Genomic DNA, 16,616 nt, shown 5'->3' on the forward strand with positions numbered 1-16,616 from the left:
GGCGCTTTTGTTCTTCAGTCGCATTTTTTCGATCCGCAAGGCGTCGTCGTTTACCCTGTTCACTCAGCATTAGTTCTTCCGCCTACGTCGTTACTCTTCTCAGTCATCTCATTCTGCTTCATAAGCTCGGGGTTCCACTTCCATTCTGTGCTAGTGAATCCCGGTTTGTTTCATGACGAGGTGGTATGCACTATGAGCTGATTCCTGCGCACAACCCCGGGTCCTACACCGGGTCTGGTAACAATACCTATCTCCTTAACGGAAAATCACCTGTGCTGATTGATGCGGGCACCGGTGATTCTCGGCATGTTACAGGCGTCGCCGACGCGTTAGTGCAGTCGCCGAGCACTTCGCTAACGAAGGTTCTCGTGACTCATGGGCACGCCGACCACGCTTCCGGCATTAGCGCACTCATGACAAGGTGGCCAGAGGTTGTGGCCGCTAAGATGCCTTGGCCGGAACGCGACGATCGCTATTCGGTGTTCTGGACTCCAATCGCCGACGGTGATTTGATCCCAGCCGGTGATACAACACTCCAGGCTGTGCACACGCCAGGTCATGCGCCAGACCATCTGTGCTTCTTGGATAGCACTTCCAGGGTTTTATTTACTGGCGACCTTGTGGTTAGCGGAAGTACCGTGATGATTCCAGGAAGTTCCGGGGGCGACCTAGTCGCATATCTCGCGTCACTTCAGCGCGTGCTTTCGCTCAAGCCAACCCGGCTGCTCCCGGCGCATGGGCCCGCAATTGACGATCCAGTAACTCTTGTGCGGCACTACCTTGATCATCGCCAATCGCGTGAAGATCAAATCTTGGCGGCAATCCGAGCCGGTATTGACACAGTGGACGGGCTAGTGTCGCGTGTCTATGGGTTTCTGGAGCCGCAACTCATTCCGGCAGCTCATGAAAGCGTTTTGGCACATCTAAAGAAGCTCCGCGTCGAAGATCGAATCCAAACCGACGCGAACCGTTGGACATCGACCTAAGGTTGTTTGTCCGCTGTTGACTGAACGGCATCACGAAGGTCTATATGAACACCATCATCGATTTTATTCACACGAACCGAGATCGTTACATTGACGAGTTGAAAGCCTACCTAGCGATTCCAAGTATCAGCGCGTTACCCGAGCACGCTGCGGACGTAAGACGCTGTGCAGAATGGACGGCGGAAGAAATGCAACGGGTCGGCTTGGATCACGTTCAGCTTTACGAGACACCCGGCAATCCGATCGTTTGCGGAGAATGGTTGAAGGCTGAGGGTGCGCCCACCATTCTTTATTACGGACACTACGACGTCCAACCAGTCGACCCGCTAGAGCTTTGGGAATCGCCGCCTTTTGAAGCCACGGTGCGAAGTGGCGAGATCTATGCGCGTGGCGCAGCCGACGACAAAGGCCAGGTGTTCATGCACCTTAAGGCGATCGAGGCGCACCTGAGACAAACCTCTAGGTTGCCGGTGAACATGAAGATCGTTCTAGAGGGTGAAGAGGAGGTTGGTAGCGAGAACCTTGATGCCTTCATCCGCGATCGGCGTGATGAGTTGTCCGCCGACGTGGTCGTAATTTCCGATTCCCCGATGTTCGATCGCGGCGTACCGTCCATTTGTTACGGTCTCCGAGGACTCACGTATTTCCAGATTGACCTCCGTGGTACGGCGAGCGACTTACACTCTGGCTCGTTCGGTGGTGCGGTTGCCAATCCGGCTTTCGTATTGAGCCAGGTGCTCGCACAGATGAAAGACCGCGGCGGTCGGGTGAAGGTCCCAGGCTTCTATGATGCTGTACGTCCGTTGCGAGAGGAAGAGCGTGCCGAATTCAAGAAACTACCGTTCAACGAAAAGCATTACCGCAAGGAAATAGGGGCACCCAAATTGTTTGGCGAGAGGGATTACACAACGCTCGAACGTGTATGGGCTAGGCCGACGTTCGAAGTCAATGGTCTTCAGTCGGGCTTCACTGGTGATGGAGCTAAGACTGTTATTCCGGCGACCGCGACGGCGAAGGTAAGTATGCGGCTTGTGCCGGATCAGGAGCCTGATACGATCGCCGAACAGTTTGAGGACTATCTTCGCAAAGTTACGCCGAAGACGGTTACGTTAGCCGTTACACGCATGCATGGTGGGAGGCCTTGGATGACCGAATTTGACAATCCTTATGTGCAGGCCGCCGCCCGTGCGGTCGAGCGAGGCTTCGGACAACAACCTGTGTTTAACCGTGAAGGTGGTTCGATTCCGGTCGTGGCGACTTTCCAGGAGGTGCTTGATCTACCATCGGTGCTGTTTGGGATTGGCCTACCAGACGAAAATGCACACGCGCCAAATGAAAGATTGGATCTCGGTAATTTTTTTAACGGCATCATTGCCTCAGCTTGTTTGTACGATGAGATTGGCCAGCTAACTGGTCACGCGGCAACCGCGGAATCGGGTGGTGGATGACACCAGTCGATAGGTTATGAAGCAAGGCCTGTGCTGATGGTCAAAGGTATCGACCTGCAGCGACTAAGAAGAGCCAATATACCTTCTATAACCCTTTAGTTATTCTAAGTAGGGTCGAAGGCGAAGATGCAACCTCAATCTAACAGCAGCGCCGAGACAAACGTTTCTCGGAGAGAATGGTGGCAAGGTTCGCTACACTAACCGCAGTGGTAGTTAGTTCAAACTTGCCACTCGCCTTCGCAACATCTTGATGTGTTCCCAGATCTGCTCGTGTTCCGTCTGGCGATCCACTGGGACGTCACCGTTTCTGGTTCGCCCCGTAATGTGCAGGTATGCTTCGAGGTCTCTCAGGGCGCCCGAGAAGTCTCGCAGGTGATAGGCCAGCAAGCCACGGTCGCGAAGATCGACGGCGCCAGATGGTTTAATGGCGAGGAGTAATTCAGTCACGTCACGCGCCTGTGGGAAAGAACGTAACCTGACGTACATTCGTTTCAAGTTTTCGAGGACTCGGACGATGATCTGTTTATCACTTGCCGGCTTGAGAAGTCGAAGGTCGAATTCGGCGTCGTCACCGAGATGTTGGTGGAGTAGTTCACGGCAGTCACCCTCGGCCATTATCCTGCCGTTATTGGATGGGTCGATGACAAGTGGCATCTGTTTCCACTCCGATGATTCCGCTTGTAATCGTACTAGGAAGTGACTTGGAAAATTGACTCCCGCCGCACGAACTCCAGCTCGTTGAGCCACTTCAAGGAAGACAATCCCTAGTGTTACCGGAATGCCTGTCCGTCGATCGAGCACCTGATTCAGACAACTGTTTCTGGGATCTTCGTTGTCTGCAGGGTTGCTAGTAAAGCCCCGCTCCCGAAACAGGTAACGGCTGAGGATTTCGAACTGCGCTTGCTGAGTTTTGCCATCTCCGTCCGCTAGCCGCTTCCGTGCCTCGCTACCCATGCGGTCAAGACACTCGAGGGATGGCGTGGGGTTGAGGTGCGGGTGTTCGAGCCTGGCGATGAGCAGTGCTGCGCGTGCGAGGTCTGGAGCTTGGCCGCTGACCGTGTCAGCAAACTCGCGCGCCAGCTTATCAACATTGATCATCTGATTCGAAGTCCATGCATTTCTTTAATTATCCCATTCTCCCGGGAGCCGCTCCCCAGCGAGGACCGCTAATGCCAACTGGTTCTCGAGTGGCGGGAACGGGCAGTCGAAGCGCACGTCATAGTAGCAAAATGGGTGATAGGCGGTATTGAAGTCGAGGTCGTAGATTCCCGTTGGTGTCACCACCAGGTCAAGGTAACGTCCAGCAGGATAAGTCTCCCTGCCATTCGTCAGATCGCCAAATGGCACGAACAGGCTGTTGTTGTTGGATGCTAAGACTTCGACAAAAGCTGACAGCGTGACAGGATTTCCCTCGAGTTGAAATTCTAGGACTCCCACGCGGCGCATTGACCTCCGCTTGCCCGTCGATGTGGGGATTTCGAAGATTGTTTGTTCACTGTCAACGCGGAGCGATGCAGGGATTCGGTAATCGACATCAGGTAAGAAGTAACTTAGTGGAAGAAGGTCTTGACGGCGAGAAACAGGGACTGGGGAATCCGCACTATTTTCAAACGCCTGGTCCTTGGCTGTCCGCGATGCGAGGAGTGTGTCGACGTAGGACAGATCATCCGGTGGAGGAGCACTACAGGCGCTCACCGCAATAAGCACGGCCGCACTCCAGGGTGCGGTGGTTGACCCTCTAGTCATTGCTAAGGCTGAGACAATTGCTTGAGCATCGCGGTTGCGACGGACTGCTCTTTGGAGCCTGGTTCGGCCTCGATGGCCATTTGCAGGTATCGCCGCCCTTCAGACTGGTCACCTGCGGCGAGTGCGATCTCGCCCAGCTTGAGAAGAGGTTTGCTCCATGCTGGATCGGTCTCGTGGGCGCGCCAGTACCAGCCGACCGCACGTTCGGCGCCCTCTAAGGCTAATTGTGTTTCGCCGAAGTTGTAAAGCAACTCACGGTTCAGGCTAAGGTCAAGGTCTAGCTCAGCCGCAAGCACGCCCTGATAGGCTTCTTGTGCCTCGGCGTACTGCGCGATGTTGAGGTAAGAATCACCAATTATTAGCTTAAGTGTTGTGAGTGCCGGGACCATTACGGACAATTTCTCGTAGGCGGCAACTGCTTCCAGGTAGCGCTCAGCAGAATATAGCTCCTCGGCCTGTTGCAACTGTTCCTGCAGATCGGTCGACTTTACATTTGCTAAGGCCCCGAACCGCTCACCATAAGCGCCGCGGGCTAGGAACAAATTTATCTCGGGGTTACGGGCTATCTCTCTGACGCGCCGATGCAGTTGTGCTGGTGTGAAGCCAAGCGCTTTCGCAGTGAACATCCAATTGCCTGGCCGCAGGGTAACAAAGCCAAAATTCCCCCCGGAATCAGTTGTAGCAGTGAAGCTACGGTTACCGTTCTCAGCGGTGACTGATGCGCCTTGGATCGGTCTATTGCTCTCGTCGCGCACTGTGCCAACGACTCGTGTTTGCCCAAAAGCTACCGTGCTAGTGGTAAGCCAGAAGGCCACGCATACAGAGAACAAACAGAAATTCGCTATGGTTTGCATATAACACCTTGATGATATTGGATATCCGACCCCAACCCGTCGGGCGGTTTCACTCAAGGCATCGTGTCTGCCAGTATAATCCAGAACTCTGGTGCCTGTCGGCACCCGAGTATTGCTATGAACCAACGTGGTGTTGTGATCGGACTTCTGCTCGGTGTACTGCTGAACACATCTGAGCTTATTGCTGGCCAGCGTACTGACGAAGCCAGGCTGGCACGAGTCGGTGTACTCGTGCGCGAGGCCATCGATGCGGGACAACTCCCCGGCGCGGTTGTTTTGGTCGGCCGTGGGGACGAGGTCGTCTATTTCGAAGCGTTCGGCGATCGTGCCCTAGTGCCGGCCCGCGAGCAGTTGACGCGTAACACCATCTTCGATCTCGCTTCACTTACCAAGGTCGTTGCCACGACGACTAGCGTAATGCAGTTGGTCGAAGCGGGCCAAATCCGCCTGACCGATCGCGTCGGGACGTTTATTCCAGAGTTTTCACGGTATGGCAAAGAGGGTGTCACCATTAGACACCTTCTAACGCACATGTCTGGTTTGAGGCCAGACCTCGATTTGGCAGATGAGTTTGAGGGTTACGACGAGGCGATTCATCGCGCCACCGAAGAAGTGCTGTTGGCGCCGCCGGGCAGACAGTTCGTTTACAGCGACATAAACTTTTTTCTACTTGGAGAGATTGTTGCGCGAGTTTCCGGACTACCACTTGACCAGTACGTACGAGAACGGATCTTCGTACCGCTCGGAATGGTTGACACGATGTTTAACCCACCAGTTGACGTCGTGCCGAGGATTGCACCGACTGAAGCCTGCCCACCCCTCGGGTGGCCTTGCAACGGACCCAGTTCGGTGATGCTACGTGGAATAGTGCACGATCCGACAGCCCGCCGGATGGGGGGCGTAGCTGGACACGCGGGTCTCTTCAGTACTGCACACGATTTAGCTATTTTTTGCCGCATGTTGCTAGGCAGGGTCGCGATTGGCGGTACGCGTTTACTCGCACCACTTACCCTGGCAAAGATGACCACTGTCGCGACCCCGCAGCACGAACGGAACCGGAGGGGCCTTGGTTGGGACATCGACTCGGTTTTCGCATCGAACCGAGGAGAACTCTTACCCGTCGGTTCGTTTGGTCACACCGGCTTCACTGGGACATCACTCTGGCTTGATCCCACGACCGATACCTACATCATCTTCCTGTCGAACCGCGTGCATCCAGATGGCAAGGGCAATGTTGTTGCTCTCCGTGCTCGCGTGGCTACGGCAGTCGCGGCCGCACTCACCGATGTGCCCCCAACCATAGGCTTCCAAGGGGGTGGCATGACCGGCGTCGACTTTGGTGCGTCCGGAGGCCCTCCTTCGTCGACACCGCGGTCGGTGATGTCAGGTATTGACGTGCTTCGTGCCGACGGCTTCGCTGCGTTACAAGGCCAACGGGTCGGTCTACTGACGAACCACACAGGTCTTGCGCAAGACGGGACCACGACGATTGATCTCTTACATGGTGCTGACAAAGTCGAGCTCGTAGCGTTATTCAGCCCTGAACATGGTATCCGGGGGGTAGAAGATTCGGCCGTGGCCTCTGGCCGTGACAAGCGTACCGGACTGGCGATCCACTCGCTTTATGGTGAGACGCGGCGACCGCTGTCAAGGATGCTCGAAGATCTCGACACCATCGTTGTTGATATCCAGGGCATTGGTGCCAGGTTCTACACCTACATGACCACAATGGCTTATGTCATGGAGGCTGCGGCTCTACATAATCTGACGATCGTCGTATTGGACCGGCCTAATCCAATTGGCGGCGTGGCGATCGAAGGGCCTATTCAGGACGATACGGCGGTGGGTTTCACCGGTTATTTTCCAATGCCCATCCGTCACGGACTAACACTCGGTGAACTAGCTCGTCTCTTCAACGAGCAGCTAGAGATCGGTGCCGAGCTGACTGTTATTGAAATGACGGGCTGGATGCGGGACGCTTGGTTCGATTGGACCGGCTTGCGATGGGTGAACCCATCACCGAACATGCGTAACCTAAATCAGGCGGCACTCTATCCGGGTATTGGTGCGATCGAAGGCACGAACGTCTCGGTAGGACGCGGCACAGATGCGCCCTTTGAGCAAATCGGTGCGCCCTGGATTGACGGTGTTGAACTAGCAGAACATCTCAACGCACGGAGTCTCTCGGGCATCCGTTTCTATCCTGTGGCGTTCACGCCAGAGAGTAGTAAGTACGCCGACCAACAGTGCGGCGGTATTTACATGATTGTTACGAATCGAGACCTGCTGCGGCCTGTACGTGTGGGTCTCGAAGTGGCAGCCGCACTGTACCAACGCTATGGTGACATTTTTGAAATTGACGCAGCTGCCCGTCTCTTTGGATCGCGTGACACGCTAAACCGTGTTAAGGCCAATGAAGACCTTTCGGCTATCGCGCAAAGTTGGGTCGCTGACGAAGCCGCCTGGCGCCGACTACGAGCGCCGTATCTACTGTATTACTGAGCTGCTAGTAGCTTGGTACCTACTCTTGGAATCAAGTATCGGTCTTGGAACAACAGCAAAGAAGGGTGCCTGGAGCACGGCGGCTTAGGTCGGTAGCATGTATAGCATTCCATAAACGACGACCCCGGTAACCGAAACGTAAAGCCAGATCGGAAACGTCCAGCGCGCGATCGCTTTGTGACCTATATCATCGCGCCGGAGGCCGCGGCGTAGAGTCACGACCGCCATCGGCACGACGGCGATGGCTAGGACAACGTGGGTTGCCAGAATAACAAAATACACGACACGAATTATCCCGGTACCCGTGAATGCCCGAGATCCTATGTTCACGTGGTAGATGACGTATGAGACCAAGAACAGCACTGACATTGAGAAGGCGGCTAACATTAGGGCGCGATGCCTGACGACATTACCCTTACGGATCATGACATAAGCAGAGACCAGCAGTATCCCCGCGAGGGCGTTCAACGTGGCGTTGAGCAACGGGAGATCTGAAATCTCTAACATCGATGGTTTCCTCTACAGATTAGCGGCCTCGTTTGCTGCGCACGAACAGAATGCCTATTGCAGCTGTTGCGCAACCAAACACGAAGACTACGATCAAAGACATCGCGAATGACGGTAGCCCTCCCCCTGTTACGGAGGTCCCTCCTGTCAGAACTACCCGTAATGCCGTGACTCCGTAAGTCATTGGATTGGCCCACATGATTGCGCGGATCCACCATGAGGCGCCCTCTGCAGGAAAGACTGCTCCCGACAAGAGCCACATCGGTACCAGCACTAGATTCATGACGGCGTGAAAACCCTGCGTAGAATCAAGCTGCCACGCAACCAGAAAGCCTAAACCGGTCAGTGCGAAAGCCAGCGTGAGTAGTGCCACGACGAGGGGCAGTATCAAGTCGGCTCGGAGATCAATGCCAGTGGCAGGTGCGAGCAACAGAAAAAGCATCGCTTGTATTACAGCGAGCGTGGTGCCGCTGAGAATTTTACCCACGACGATGGTTGTCCTCGGCACCGGCGCCACCAGCACTCCTTGTAAAAAGCCTTCACGTCGGTCTTCAATGACTGAAATCGTTGAGAAAATGGCGGTGAAGAGCACAATGAGCGCAAGCGTGCCTGGAAAGAAGTATTGCAGATAGTTCACTGGTGCGTCGGCGTTGACGCGAAATGACGACCCTAGTCCGGAACCCAGCAGCAGCCAGAAGACGACCGGGGTACCGAGTGCGCCGATAACTCGACTGCGCTGCCGGTAGAATCGGATAATGTCGCGGGCCCACAAGCTATAGGTGGCAAGTAGCATTGCGTTGGCTTAATGCAATTGCTCGCCGGTGTAGTGAATGAACACGTCTTCAAGCGTTGGTTTGCCGAAGGTGATCGTATCAATCTCACCGGGAAATGCTTCGACGAGCTCCGGGACAAATTCATGCGCTTGCGCGCGTTCCAACCGGAGAGCTTCATCGATGATCTCTACGTGCTGGTCAAAGCGTTGGGTAACTTTCTGCGCTAGTGACGAGAGGTCCTTACCGGTGACGAGAATCATATCGCCCCCGATCTCTGATACCAGCGCTTCCGGAGTACCTGATGCGACTAATCGACCTTTATGAAAAATTCCTACACGGTCGCACTGCGCGGCTTCGTCCATCAAGTGCGTGGCCACGATAATAGTCGTCGACTCAGTCTGGCGCAGATGTCGTAGATGCTCCCAGACCTCGTGCCGTGCACCAGGGTCGAGACCATTACTCGGCTCATCAAGGAGAAGAAGTAGTGGTTTGGTGAGTAGCGTCTTAGCCAATTCCACACGCCGTTGCAGTCCGCCGGACAAGGTGCTCACCAGGTCGCTCGCGCGGTCGGTTAGGTTGACGAGCGAGAGCACCTCGTCAATTCTTTGGTTGAGTGATTTACCGTACAGGCCATATAAATGGCCGTGGTAATAGAGATTTTCAACAACACGGAGGCGATCGTCGAGCGCCGGTGACTGGAAGGTCATACCGATGCAACGACGCACAGCGTCGGGGTTGGTAGCTACGTCGTGTCCGAATACGCGGACCGTTCCGTTGATAGGGGTCAGCAGTGTGGCAGCAATCCGAAAGAAAGTCGTCTTGCCACCCCCGTTCGGACCCAGAAGTCCAAAACTTTCGCCAGGCGCTACATCGAAGCTGACCGATTGGAGCACTTGACGGTCACCGTAGCGGTGATTCAGGCCGATGACGTTTAATGCCGATTGAAGGCCTGGACGGGACGCCGGGGTAGGCGAAATCGGTTCAGCCACCTAACAACCGCGAGGAAATCAGGAGCACCCACAGGAGGGGCAGATAGACGAGCGATCCGAAGAAAAGATTGCGGGCGTTCTGCGTGGACCGGTGCCAGGCGAACCGTACAGAGAGCGCGGCGAAGCCGAAGCCGAGAAAGGCCGTACCAAGCAAATATGGGGTGCCAGCCATACCGACCCACACCGGAGCGAGACTAACTGGCAACAGGCCGGCGAGAAAAAGAAGCACGTGCCTAGCTGTACGCCGTCCGCTTGGTTCAACGACTGGCAAAACCTGAAATCCCGCACGAGCGAAATCCTCACGGTAGATCCACGCGATTGCGAGAAAGTGTGGGATCTGCCAGAGGAAGACGATGCCGAATAACACCCACGCCTCAAGAGTCATCGAGCCATTTGCTGCCACCCAGCCTAGCGCAGCCGGTAAAGCGCCAGGCACAGCACCAACCACGGTGGCGAAAGGAGTGCGGCACTTCAGTGGTGTGTAAATCAGAACGTAAGTGACTATTGTCGCTAGAGCGAGGCCGGCGGCAAGTGGACGCGTATAGGTCAGGACAGCCAATCCGATCAGAGAAAGTGCGATGCCAAATCCCCGCGCCTCCGCTGGTAACAGTCGACCGCTAGGTAGCGGCCGATGCCGGGTCCTAAGCATCAGGCCGTCTGCCTTCCTCTCGTAAACCTGGTTGAGTGCGGAGGCACCACCGGCGACCAGCGCTGTTCCAATTATCGTTGGTCCGATAAGCCACACTACACCGGCGTCAGGGGCCGCCAGATAGAAACAGACGGTCGTTGTAACTAAGACGAGGGAGTTCAAACGTGGCTTCGTAAGTGCAATGAAGTCGGCGATGCGACTTCCCGGAACAGCTATTGCCACCGCACTGATTTTCACCTAACTACCCCTGCTGACGACGTCTCGGGCAGTGCTACTGAGGTGTTGCTTAAGGGCATATCCGAGAGTCGGTGGCGGTGCACCAAGAGTGTCAAGAGGACAACCGTTGCCAGAAGTGCCGCTCCAGTCGCGACATGTGCCGTGTTGATACCCACTTGACGTTCTGAAAGCACAGTGAGAGCACCCAGCGTGAACTGAACCGTCACGAGCCCAATGAGCAGCCAGGCCAGTCGCCGTAGTTCCAATCGGTGCCGGTGATGCACCAGCACGTGCCCCGCTGTTGCTACGACCGCCAATGTTACAAGGACGGCACCAATCCGATGCCCGAAGTGAATGGCGATTGGCCAACTCCATTCAGGTGGGACAAGATGCCCAAAAGCTAAGGGAAAATCTGGAATCGCCAATCCGGCGCCGGTGTGTCGCATTATGGCCCCGACAAGGACCTGCACGTAGACCACAGCCACCGTTCCGATGGTCAACCGCGCTAGCATCCGATCGGCAATGGGTGCGGCCGTCCCGGTGTGCCAACGTGGTGACGTGAACAATGCGAGGGCCACTGTCAGGCAGAAGACAAGCTGAGCGAGCCCAGCGTGTGCGACGGAGATGGGTGTTGGTAAAAAGTAGAGCACCGTGACACCTCCGAGCGTGCCCTGCAGTATAACCGCGCCGAGAGCAACCCAAGCTAGATATCGCACCCAGCGACGACCATCAACACGTGAGAACCACACAGCCAATCCGATCATCAGGATTCCTACAGCACTCGCGATTAGCCGGTGTCCATGCTCGTACAAGATCCCGCCTACCATCTTCGACAGCGGGAAGCTGAACATGAAGTAACCATAAGTATTTGGCCAGTCTGGGACCGCCAGCCCAGAGTCTGTGCTAGTGACCAAGGCGCCGGCCGTGATGAGTAGCAACGTAGCTGTGGCGACGAAAATTGTGAACCTATGGAGCGAGGCCATACGTCGTTAAACAGGCGGGATGTGAAAACGACGGAGGGATCCTCCCTCCGCCGCGCCCACTTAAAATGCTAGCTAACCGTAAAGGTAAACGAGACCTCAACGGTTTCGTTCTCAACCACGGTGACGTTCTGAGTCTGAGTACCTAACATTTCATGCCAAGCCTCGATCGTGTAGTCGCCCGGGGGTAGTGTGTTCAATGCAAACGCACCACCGTTACCGCTCACGCCGAAGTACGGGTGATCCAACACGCCCACATAGGCGTTCATCCAACCGTGCACGTCGCACTTAAACGGCACCATAACCTCAACTGTTTCGAATGCGGTGTCGTAGGTCATGCCTTCGATCGGTTGGCCGGTGTTGAATTCACGGTTATTTGCTGGCATTGCGTGAATGTTGTGCAGCGTTGGGTCACCGTTGCTCACTGTCAGGGTCTGGCCCGCCTGGATCCCGAAGACATGCGGCGTATAGCGGCAACCATTTTGGTCAAGCATAACGGGTTCAGAGGGAGTAGGAAACGACCGGCTACCAAGACCTTCCTTAACGTAGACAAACACGTTATTGAGTGAACCGTCCTCCCCGACGACGTAGTATTCCGTACTGGTGTTGTTGCCAGACTCCTGTGCGCAAACAGGATCAGAATTCATCCGAATAGTTTCGGCCTCAGGGGGTGTGCCTTCAAGCATGACCGTGCCGGTTATGTTGCCTTCAGCAGCGCTGTCGACCGCAGACGCAACCGGCGCTTCAGGTTCAGATTCGGCCGGGGCTTCCGAGCCACCACCACACGCCACTGTTAGGACCAACGCCATTATCGAAACCAGCAGCCACGACTTTCGTACATCCATTGAAACTCTCCTGACACGAAGTAAGGGGAAAAACACCGCAGGCCGCTCAGTTCGTCGTCTCGCGGCAACCTCCAAAACCAGATCAATATCACACGCACCGACCGCAGTAAATGGTTGAAACACTTTAGCGGAGCTTATCTAGCCTATGTGCGAACGCAATGTCAGTTACCGCGCGCTGGCACGAGCAATTTTTCGAGTAATTCGGTCCCCTATCCAGTGCGGGTCCCACCATTCGATCGGTGTGACCGGGTGGCCGTGCAGCAGCGTCGTGAAGTGCAAATGGTCGCCGCCGGCTAGGCCGGTTCTCCCGCTACGGCCAATTTCCTGCCCCTGTTGAACAGCATCTCCGACCTGGACACCGATGGATGAGAGATGGGCGTAGAGGGACTGGAGTCCCATGCCATGGTCGATCACCACGCAATTGCCATAGATACCTAGGAAGTCAGCATGGACAACGATACCGTGGTTTGACGCCAGAATTGCTACATTGGCGGTGGCAGCAAGGTCAAATCCAAGGTGCACTTGTTGATCGATCGCCTGACCGTTGTACAGGTAGGTCCGGTGATCGGCAAAGCTTGATTCAACCTGAGAGTTACCGAGTTGGCGAAACGAACCCTGCCACAATAAGCGCGGCTGAGTTTGTTTTGCGAGCGCCAGTAGGTAGGTTGCATTTTCTTGCCGGAGGTCGGCGTTAATGCGGCTGTACTGGGCAACTAGGTCATCCTTCGGTATACCTTCGAGTAACACCCGCGCAGCATCCGATTGCTCAGCAATTGCTGGAACGACACGCTGTATGAAATTGTTTCCCACCGTGATTTGACGCCGGCGGAAGACCTTCGGGAACGTCCGGCGATTGAAGTCGGCCCGCACTTCGTTACCCGCTGGGTCACGAGCGAAGAGCTGCATCGGTGCATTCAACTCTTGGTCGTGTAAAAGGGCAAAGAACGCGACACGCATCGCCTCGTTCGCCCCTGTAATACCTGCTCCGGCAGCGGGGAACCCCGGATAAATTTGATTGTCCACAATAACGCCAGACTCGACGTCGTTTGGAGTCACCCGGTACACGATCATCTCAGTGCCACCGTGGTTTACATAATGCTGAGTTGATAGCACGGTCAGCCGTGGGGGTTCGAATCGTAGTTCAAGTGAATGGGTTCTCGAGGTCGAGGCTTGGCGAAGACCGTAGAGCACCGGACGGACTGCGGTCACTATGAGGTGTGCCGGTCCTTCAGTTGCCCCTGGAAGGTCGTTCAGGTCGAAGGTTCGCACGATGCGAATTCGCTCGTGAGTTTCTTGCTCGACCCTGGCTTCGCGTGGAGCCGCGAGTGAGAAGAGTGAGATCCGCGTGTCACCTTGCTCGAGAACAGCATCAACTCCGGCAATTGTCCCTCCGGGAGTCTCAACCGAAAAGTCGAGCACGCTGGTCCGCCCGACATAGCGCTCCGGATTATTGACCTCGACCGTGGGACCGAGAGCCCGTCCGGCCCAACGATACGCTCCAACCACGGAGAAAGCCGCGAGTACGATCACTAGCAGCACTTTTGAGAATAGTGACATTGGTTGTTTCCTCCCATCCCGTTCGTGGTCGCGAATCCCTCGACCTTTGGTATCGGACTTGGGGAGCATAGAGTTCAACGCAAATCACCTGTCTCCCCTGAAATTTGATGCTGGTTCGACACATCGGTTCATTGACCCACTTGCTCGCCAGTTGCTAGAATCCAAAGTTTCGGTCGGCCCGTGGCGGTATCGTCTAGGGGTCAGGATGCGTGGTTCTCAGCCACGAGACCGGGGTTCGAATCCCCGTACCGCTACCAAGCTATGGTTTTCTAATATGCGAGCGCTCGTCCTAACCGCGCTTATCGTCGGTCTTCCCATTTCTCACCTTGACACCGTTTTGGAGCGGGGCGAGATTCTCATTGGCACGACCGGCGATTATCGCCCTTTTACTTATCAGCGCCCTGATGGGACATTTGAGGGTTTTGATATCGACGCTGCGCGCCGACTTGGTGCGGATCTGGGAGTCAAGGTGCGTTTCGTTTCCACGAGTTGGCCCCAACTCGTGGAGGGGCTTCGCGCAGGACGCTACGACATCGCAATGTCTGGGATTACACGTAATCTCGAGCGCCAGAAAATCGTCTCGCTGTCGGACCCCTATCTCTCGATCGGAAAGTGTCTTCTTATTCGAAGAGCAGACCGTGCGCGTTTCACGGACCTTAGGGCCATCGATCGCCTCGGTGTTCGTATCGGTGTTAATCCTGGTGGAACAAACGAGAGTTTCGTGAGAGAACGTATCAACACGGCTGACGTTGTCGTTATTGAGGACAATCTCTCCATCCCCGATGCCGTTGCTGAAGGACGAGTCGACGTGATGCTGACTGACAACGTCGAAGCCGTGCTAGTCGCGAACGAGGACCCGCGTCTCTTCGCCGTCCAGCCAAGCTCTCCGTTGAGTCGTGACGAACTCAGTTACATGCTCCCGCGAGATGCCCCCGCTTTCTTGAACTGGGTAAACCTGTGGGTTCACCGTATGGCGCTCAACGGCGAGTTCGAACGCCTCCGAGAGAAGTGGATCGACGGTGTTTCTGCTTCTCCGGGAAAGCGTAGCGAGAACTCTTCAGAGGGTGCGGGCCTACGCCTTCTGGAACCTTTGGGCAACATCAGCCGTCCCGCGGTGGGTCGTCTCTTCGCCCGAGATGAATCGTGGAGCGTAATTGAAAGCTGGTTTCAAGGATGGGATTCGTTGTTTGTTAAACGAACTCGGTCCTTGGGCGTGAGTTCAGCTGAATCGTTTTAAGATTAAGGAGCCCTTCTTGAAACATCCATTCGTGCTGGTGCTGTGTCTGATAGCAGCCACCTCCTCCGTAAGCTTCGCCCAAATCTACGATCTCGGCGGTATGTATACCTACCACTACAGAGATGGTCGGTACTCCGACTGGGGTGATTTCAGCCTGCACGGTTCTCGGATTGCTATTGCGGAAATTAACGAATCCGGCATGTTGGGGGACGCACTCATTCGCATGACGGACGAGAACACGATCGACTACCACTGCTGGCCAGAGAACGCGGCGCTTATGGCGGAGACACTCATGAAGAAGGGCATTCTTGTGCTCACCGGAGCGGATTGCAGTGGGCCTGCCGTCGACATTGCCCGCGTCGCTGAGAAGTACAAAATCCCAGTTGTCTCGAATGGCTCCAACGCGTCCATGCTGTCGTCAGTCGAGGAGTTTCCTTATTTCGTACGCGTGGTCAGTCCGAGTGAACAGTATGAAGGTTATTTGATTAATGTTGCTGAGCACTTTGGTGTCGAAGAGATTGCGTATTTTTATACGACGGATGCATGGGGTCTCGGAGCCAGAGACGTCATTCACGAATCTACACTGCAACGGAATATCAATATCGTGCAGGAATACAGTTATCCGCGAGACACGTCCTACGACGAGATCAGGTTGTATATGACCAAGGTTAAACAGGCCGGCATTAGGCATATTGTGAATACGAGTCCAACGCCGGACACAGTGAGGATATTTCGTGCGCTCCATGAGCTTGAGATGAATGAGCCGGGCTATTCGTTCTATGCCGCCGAGATGGTTTCGGCGGATGAGGCTCCCGAGGCGGTTGCGGGCAGCCTCGGCTATTTCGCGCCCATGGTCGAGCTCATGCCATCACCGAAGTTGTCACAATTCCGGGACGCGCTTGAAAAACGATTAGGCAGGCCTGTCGACCCGAGTTCAAAAGCCTTTTTCTATGGAGCCTTAAGCTACGACCACATGTTGGCGGTGGGCTACGCCATTCGTGATATTCAAGAGGCGGGTGAGCGTGTGACCAGCCAGAACATGTTGGCATATCTCAGAAGAATGGATTTTGATGGAGCGACGGGTCATGTCGCGCTAGTGCCGGGCACCAACGATCGGGCGAACATGCCGATTCAGATCGTCAACAGTCATGGTTACAAAGATGATGGCAACACCGTGGACTTCGTGTCTGTTGGCACCGTGGATCCCGTAAGCGGTCGACTGGTATTGAACGAAGACGCTATACTGTGGCCTGGCAGTGTTACGAGCCCACCTAACCAATAACGAGGGAAGCGAAAAAGAGGAACGCGCGCGTTCATCAACTATAGG

15 protein-coding genes and 1 tRNA gene are annotated in these 16,616 nt (G+C 55.3%); 6 read left to right on the forward strand and 10 right to left on the reverse strand.

Annotation, left to right across the window (positions count from 1 at the left end):
• Nucleotides 1–185 precede the first annotated feature (185 nt).
• A complete protein-coding gene (locus tag QGH09_02185; GenBank protein HJO16994.1) occupies nt 186–986 on the forward strand; it encodes an MBL fold metallo-hydrolase in 801 nt (266 codons plus the stop codon).
• Nucleotides 987–1,030: 44 nt separating this feature from the next.
• Complete coding sequence (locus QGH09_02190; protein ID HJO16995.1) at nt 1,031–2,434, forward strand: dipeptidase; 1,404 nt, start codon at nt 1,031–1,033, stop codon at nt 2,432–2,434.
• Nucleotides 2,435–2,647: 213 nt separating this feature from the next.
• Here the strand turns inward: QGH09_02190 and QGH09_02195 are convergent, their stop codons facing one another.
• Genes QGH09_02195 through QGH09_02205 form a run of 3 tightly spaced genes read right to left on the reverse strand, consistent with a single transcriptional unit; the run spans nt 2,648 to nt 4,935 of the window.
• A complete protein-coding gene (locus QGH09_02195) occupies nt 2,648–3,532 on the reverse strand; it encodes a transglutaminase-like domain-containing protein (protein ID HJO16996.1) in 885 nt (294 codons plus the stop codon).
• A 24-nt stretch (nt 3,533–3,556) separates the two neighbouring features.
• Nucleotides 3,557–4,141: a DUF1684 domain-containing protein gene (locus QGH09_02200; protein HJO16997.1), complete on the reverse strand. Its 585-nt coding sequence runs from the start codon at nt 4,139–4,141 to the stop codon at nt 3,557–3,559.
• A gap of 41 nt (nt 4,142–4,182) precedes the next feature.
• A complete protein-coding gene (locus QGH09_02205) occupies nt 4,183–4,935 on the reverse strand; it encodes a carboxypeptidase regulatory-like domain-containing protein (GenBank protein ID HJO16998.1) in 753 nt (250 codons plus the stop codon).
• A 216-nt stretch (nt 4,936–5,151) separates the two neighbouring features.
• Here QGH09_02205 and QGH09_02210 point away from each other — a divergent pair, with 216 nt between their 5' ends.
• Entirely contained in the window at nt 5,152–7,536 is a 2,385-nt protein-coding gene (locus QGH09_02210; protein HJO16999.1) for a DUF1343 domain-containing protein, read from the forward strand.
• 84 nt (nt 7,537–7,620) lie between these two features.
• Here the strand turns inward: QGH09_02210 and QGH09_02215 are convergent, their stop codons facing one another.
• The 7 genes from QGH09_02215 to QGH09_02245 form a co-directional block, all read right to left on the reverse strand.
• A complete protein-coding gene (locus tag QGH09_02215; GenBank protein ID HJO17000.1) occupies nt 7,621–8,043 on the reverse strand; it encodes a DUF420 domain-containing protein in 423 nt (140 codons plus the stop codon).
• A gap of 19 nt (nt 8,044–8,062) precedes the next feature.
• Entirely contained in the window at nt 8,063–8,836 is a 774-nt protein-coding gene (locus QGH09_02220; GenBank protein HJO17001.1) for an ABC transporter permease, read from the reverse strand.
• A 9-nt stretch (nt 8,837–8,845) separates the two neighbouring features.
• A complete protein-coding gene (locus QGH09_02225) occupies nt 8,846–9,805 on the reverse strand; it encodes an ATP-binding cassette domain-containing protein (GenBank protein ID HJO17002.1) in 960 nt (319 codons plus the stop codon).
• Nucleotides 9,798–10,691 (reverse strand): heme o synthase, encoded by an 894-nt coding sequence (gene cyoE / locus QGH09_02230; GenBank protein HJO17003.1) that lies wholly within the window; start codon nt 10,689–10,691, stop codon nt 9,798–9,800. The genes QGH09_02225 and cyoE overlap by 8 nt, the downstream gene beginning before the upstream one ends.
• Nucleotides 10,688–11,653 (reverse strand): COX15/CtaA family protein, encoded by a 966-nt coding sequence (locus QGH09_02235; protein ID HJO17004.1) that lies wholly within the window; start codon nt 11,651–11,653, stop codon nt 10,688–10,690. Before QGH09_02235 ends, cyoE begins: the two co-directional genes overlap by 4 nt.
• Before the next feature lie 68 nt (nt 11,654–11,721).
• Entirely contained in the window at nt 11,722–12,495 is a 774-nt protein-coding gene (locus QGH09_02240; protein ID HJO17005.1) for a carboxypeptidase regulatory-like domain-containing protein, read from the reverse strand.
• A gap of 165 nt (nt 12,496–12,660) precedes the next feature.
• Nucleotides 12,661–14,052 (reverse strand): M23 family metallopeptidase, encoded by a 1,392-nt coding sequence (locus QGH09_02245; protein ID HJO17006.1) that lies wholly within the window; start codon nt 14,050–14,052, stop codon nt 12,661–12,663.
• Between the two features lie 182 nt (nt 14,053–14,234).
• On the opposite strand from QGH09_02245, the gene QGH09_02250 reads away from it, so the two are divergent.
• From QGH09_02250 to QGH09_02260, 3 genes are all read left to right on the forward strand, one after another.
• Nucleotides 14,235–14,309 (forward strand) — tRNA-Glu (locus tag QGH09_02250).
• A 17-nt stretch (nt 14,310–14,326) separates the two neighbouring features.
• Entirely contained in the window at nt 14,327–15,289 is a 963-nt protein-coding gene (locus tag QGH09_02255; GenBank protein ID HJO17007.1) for a transporter substrate-binding domain-containing protein, read from the forward strand.
• A 16-nt stretch (nt 15,290–15,305) separates the two neighbouring features.
• A complete protein-coding gene (locus tag QGH09_02260) occupies nt 15,306–16,571 on the forward strand; it encodes an ABC transporter substrate-binding protein (protein HJO17008.1) in 1,266 nt (421 codons plus the stop codon).
• The last annotated feature ends 45 nt before the right edge of the window (nt 16,572–16,616 follow it).

This window comes from Vicinamibacterales bacterium (genome assembly GCA_036012125.1).
In the GTDB taxonomy this organism is placed as follows: Bacteria; Acidobacteriota; Vicinamibacteria; order Vicinamibacterales; family UBA823; genus UBA11600.

What these genes read in the sequence shown, in the direction of transcription:
- QGH09_02215 (HJO17000.1), bottom strand. Translation starts at nt 8,043, where the DNA reads ATGTTAGAGATTTCAGATCTCCCGTTGCTCAACGCCACGTTGAACGCC.
- QGH09_02235 (HJO17004.1), bottom strand. Translation starts at nt 11,653, where the DNA reads ATGGCCTCGCTCCATAGGTTCACAATTTTCGTCGCCACAGCTACGTTG.
- QGH09_02245 (HJO17006.1), bottom strand. Translation starts at nt 14,052, where the DNA reads ATGTCACTATTCTCAAAAGTGCTGCTAGTGATCGTACTCGCGGCTTTC.
- QGH09_02240 (HJO17005.1), bottom strand. Translation starts at nt 12,495, where the DNA reads ATGGATGTACGAAAGTCGTGGCTGCTGGTTTCGATAATGGCGTTGGTC.
- QGH09_02255 (HJO17007.1), top strand. Translation starts at nt 14,327, where the DNA reads ATGCGAGCGCTCGTCCTAACCGCGCTTATCGTCGGTCTTCCCATTTCT.
- QGH09_02210 (HJO16999.1), top strand. Translation starts at nt 5,152, where the DNA reads ATGAACCAACGTGGTGTTGTGATCGGACTTCTGCTCGGTGTACTGCTG.
- QGH09_02185 (HJO16994.1), top strand. Translation starts at nt 186, where the DNA reads ATGCACTATGAGCTGATTCCTGCGCACAACCCCGGGTCCTACACCGGG.
- QGH09_02220 (HJO17001.1), bottom strand. Translation starts at nt 8,836, where the DNA reads ATGCTACTTGCCACCTATAGCTTGTGGGCCCGCGACATTATCCGATTC.
- QGH09_02195 (HJO16996.1), bottom strand. Translation starts at nt 3,532, where the DNA reads ATGATCAATGTTGATAAGCTGGCGCGCGAGTTTGCTGACACGGTCAGC.
- QGH09_02190 (HJO16995.1), top strand. Translation starts at nt 1,031, where the DNA reads ATGAACACCATCATCGATTTTATTCACACGAACCGAGATCGTTACATT.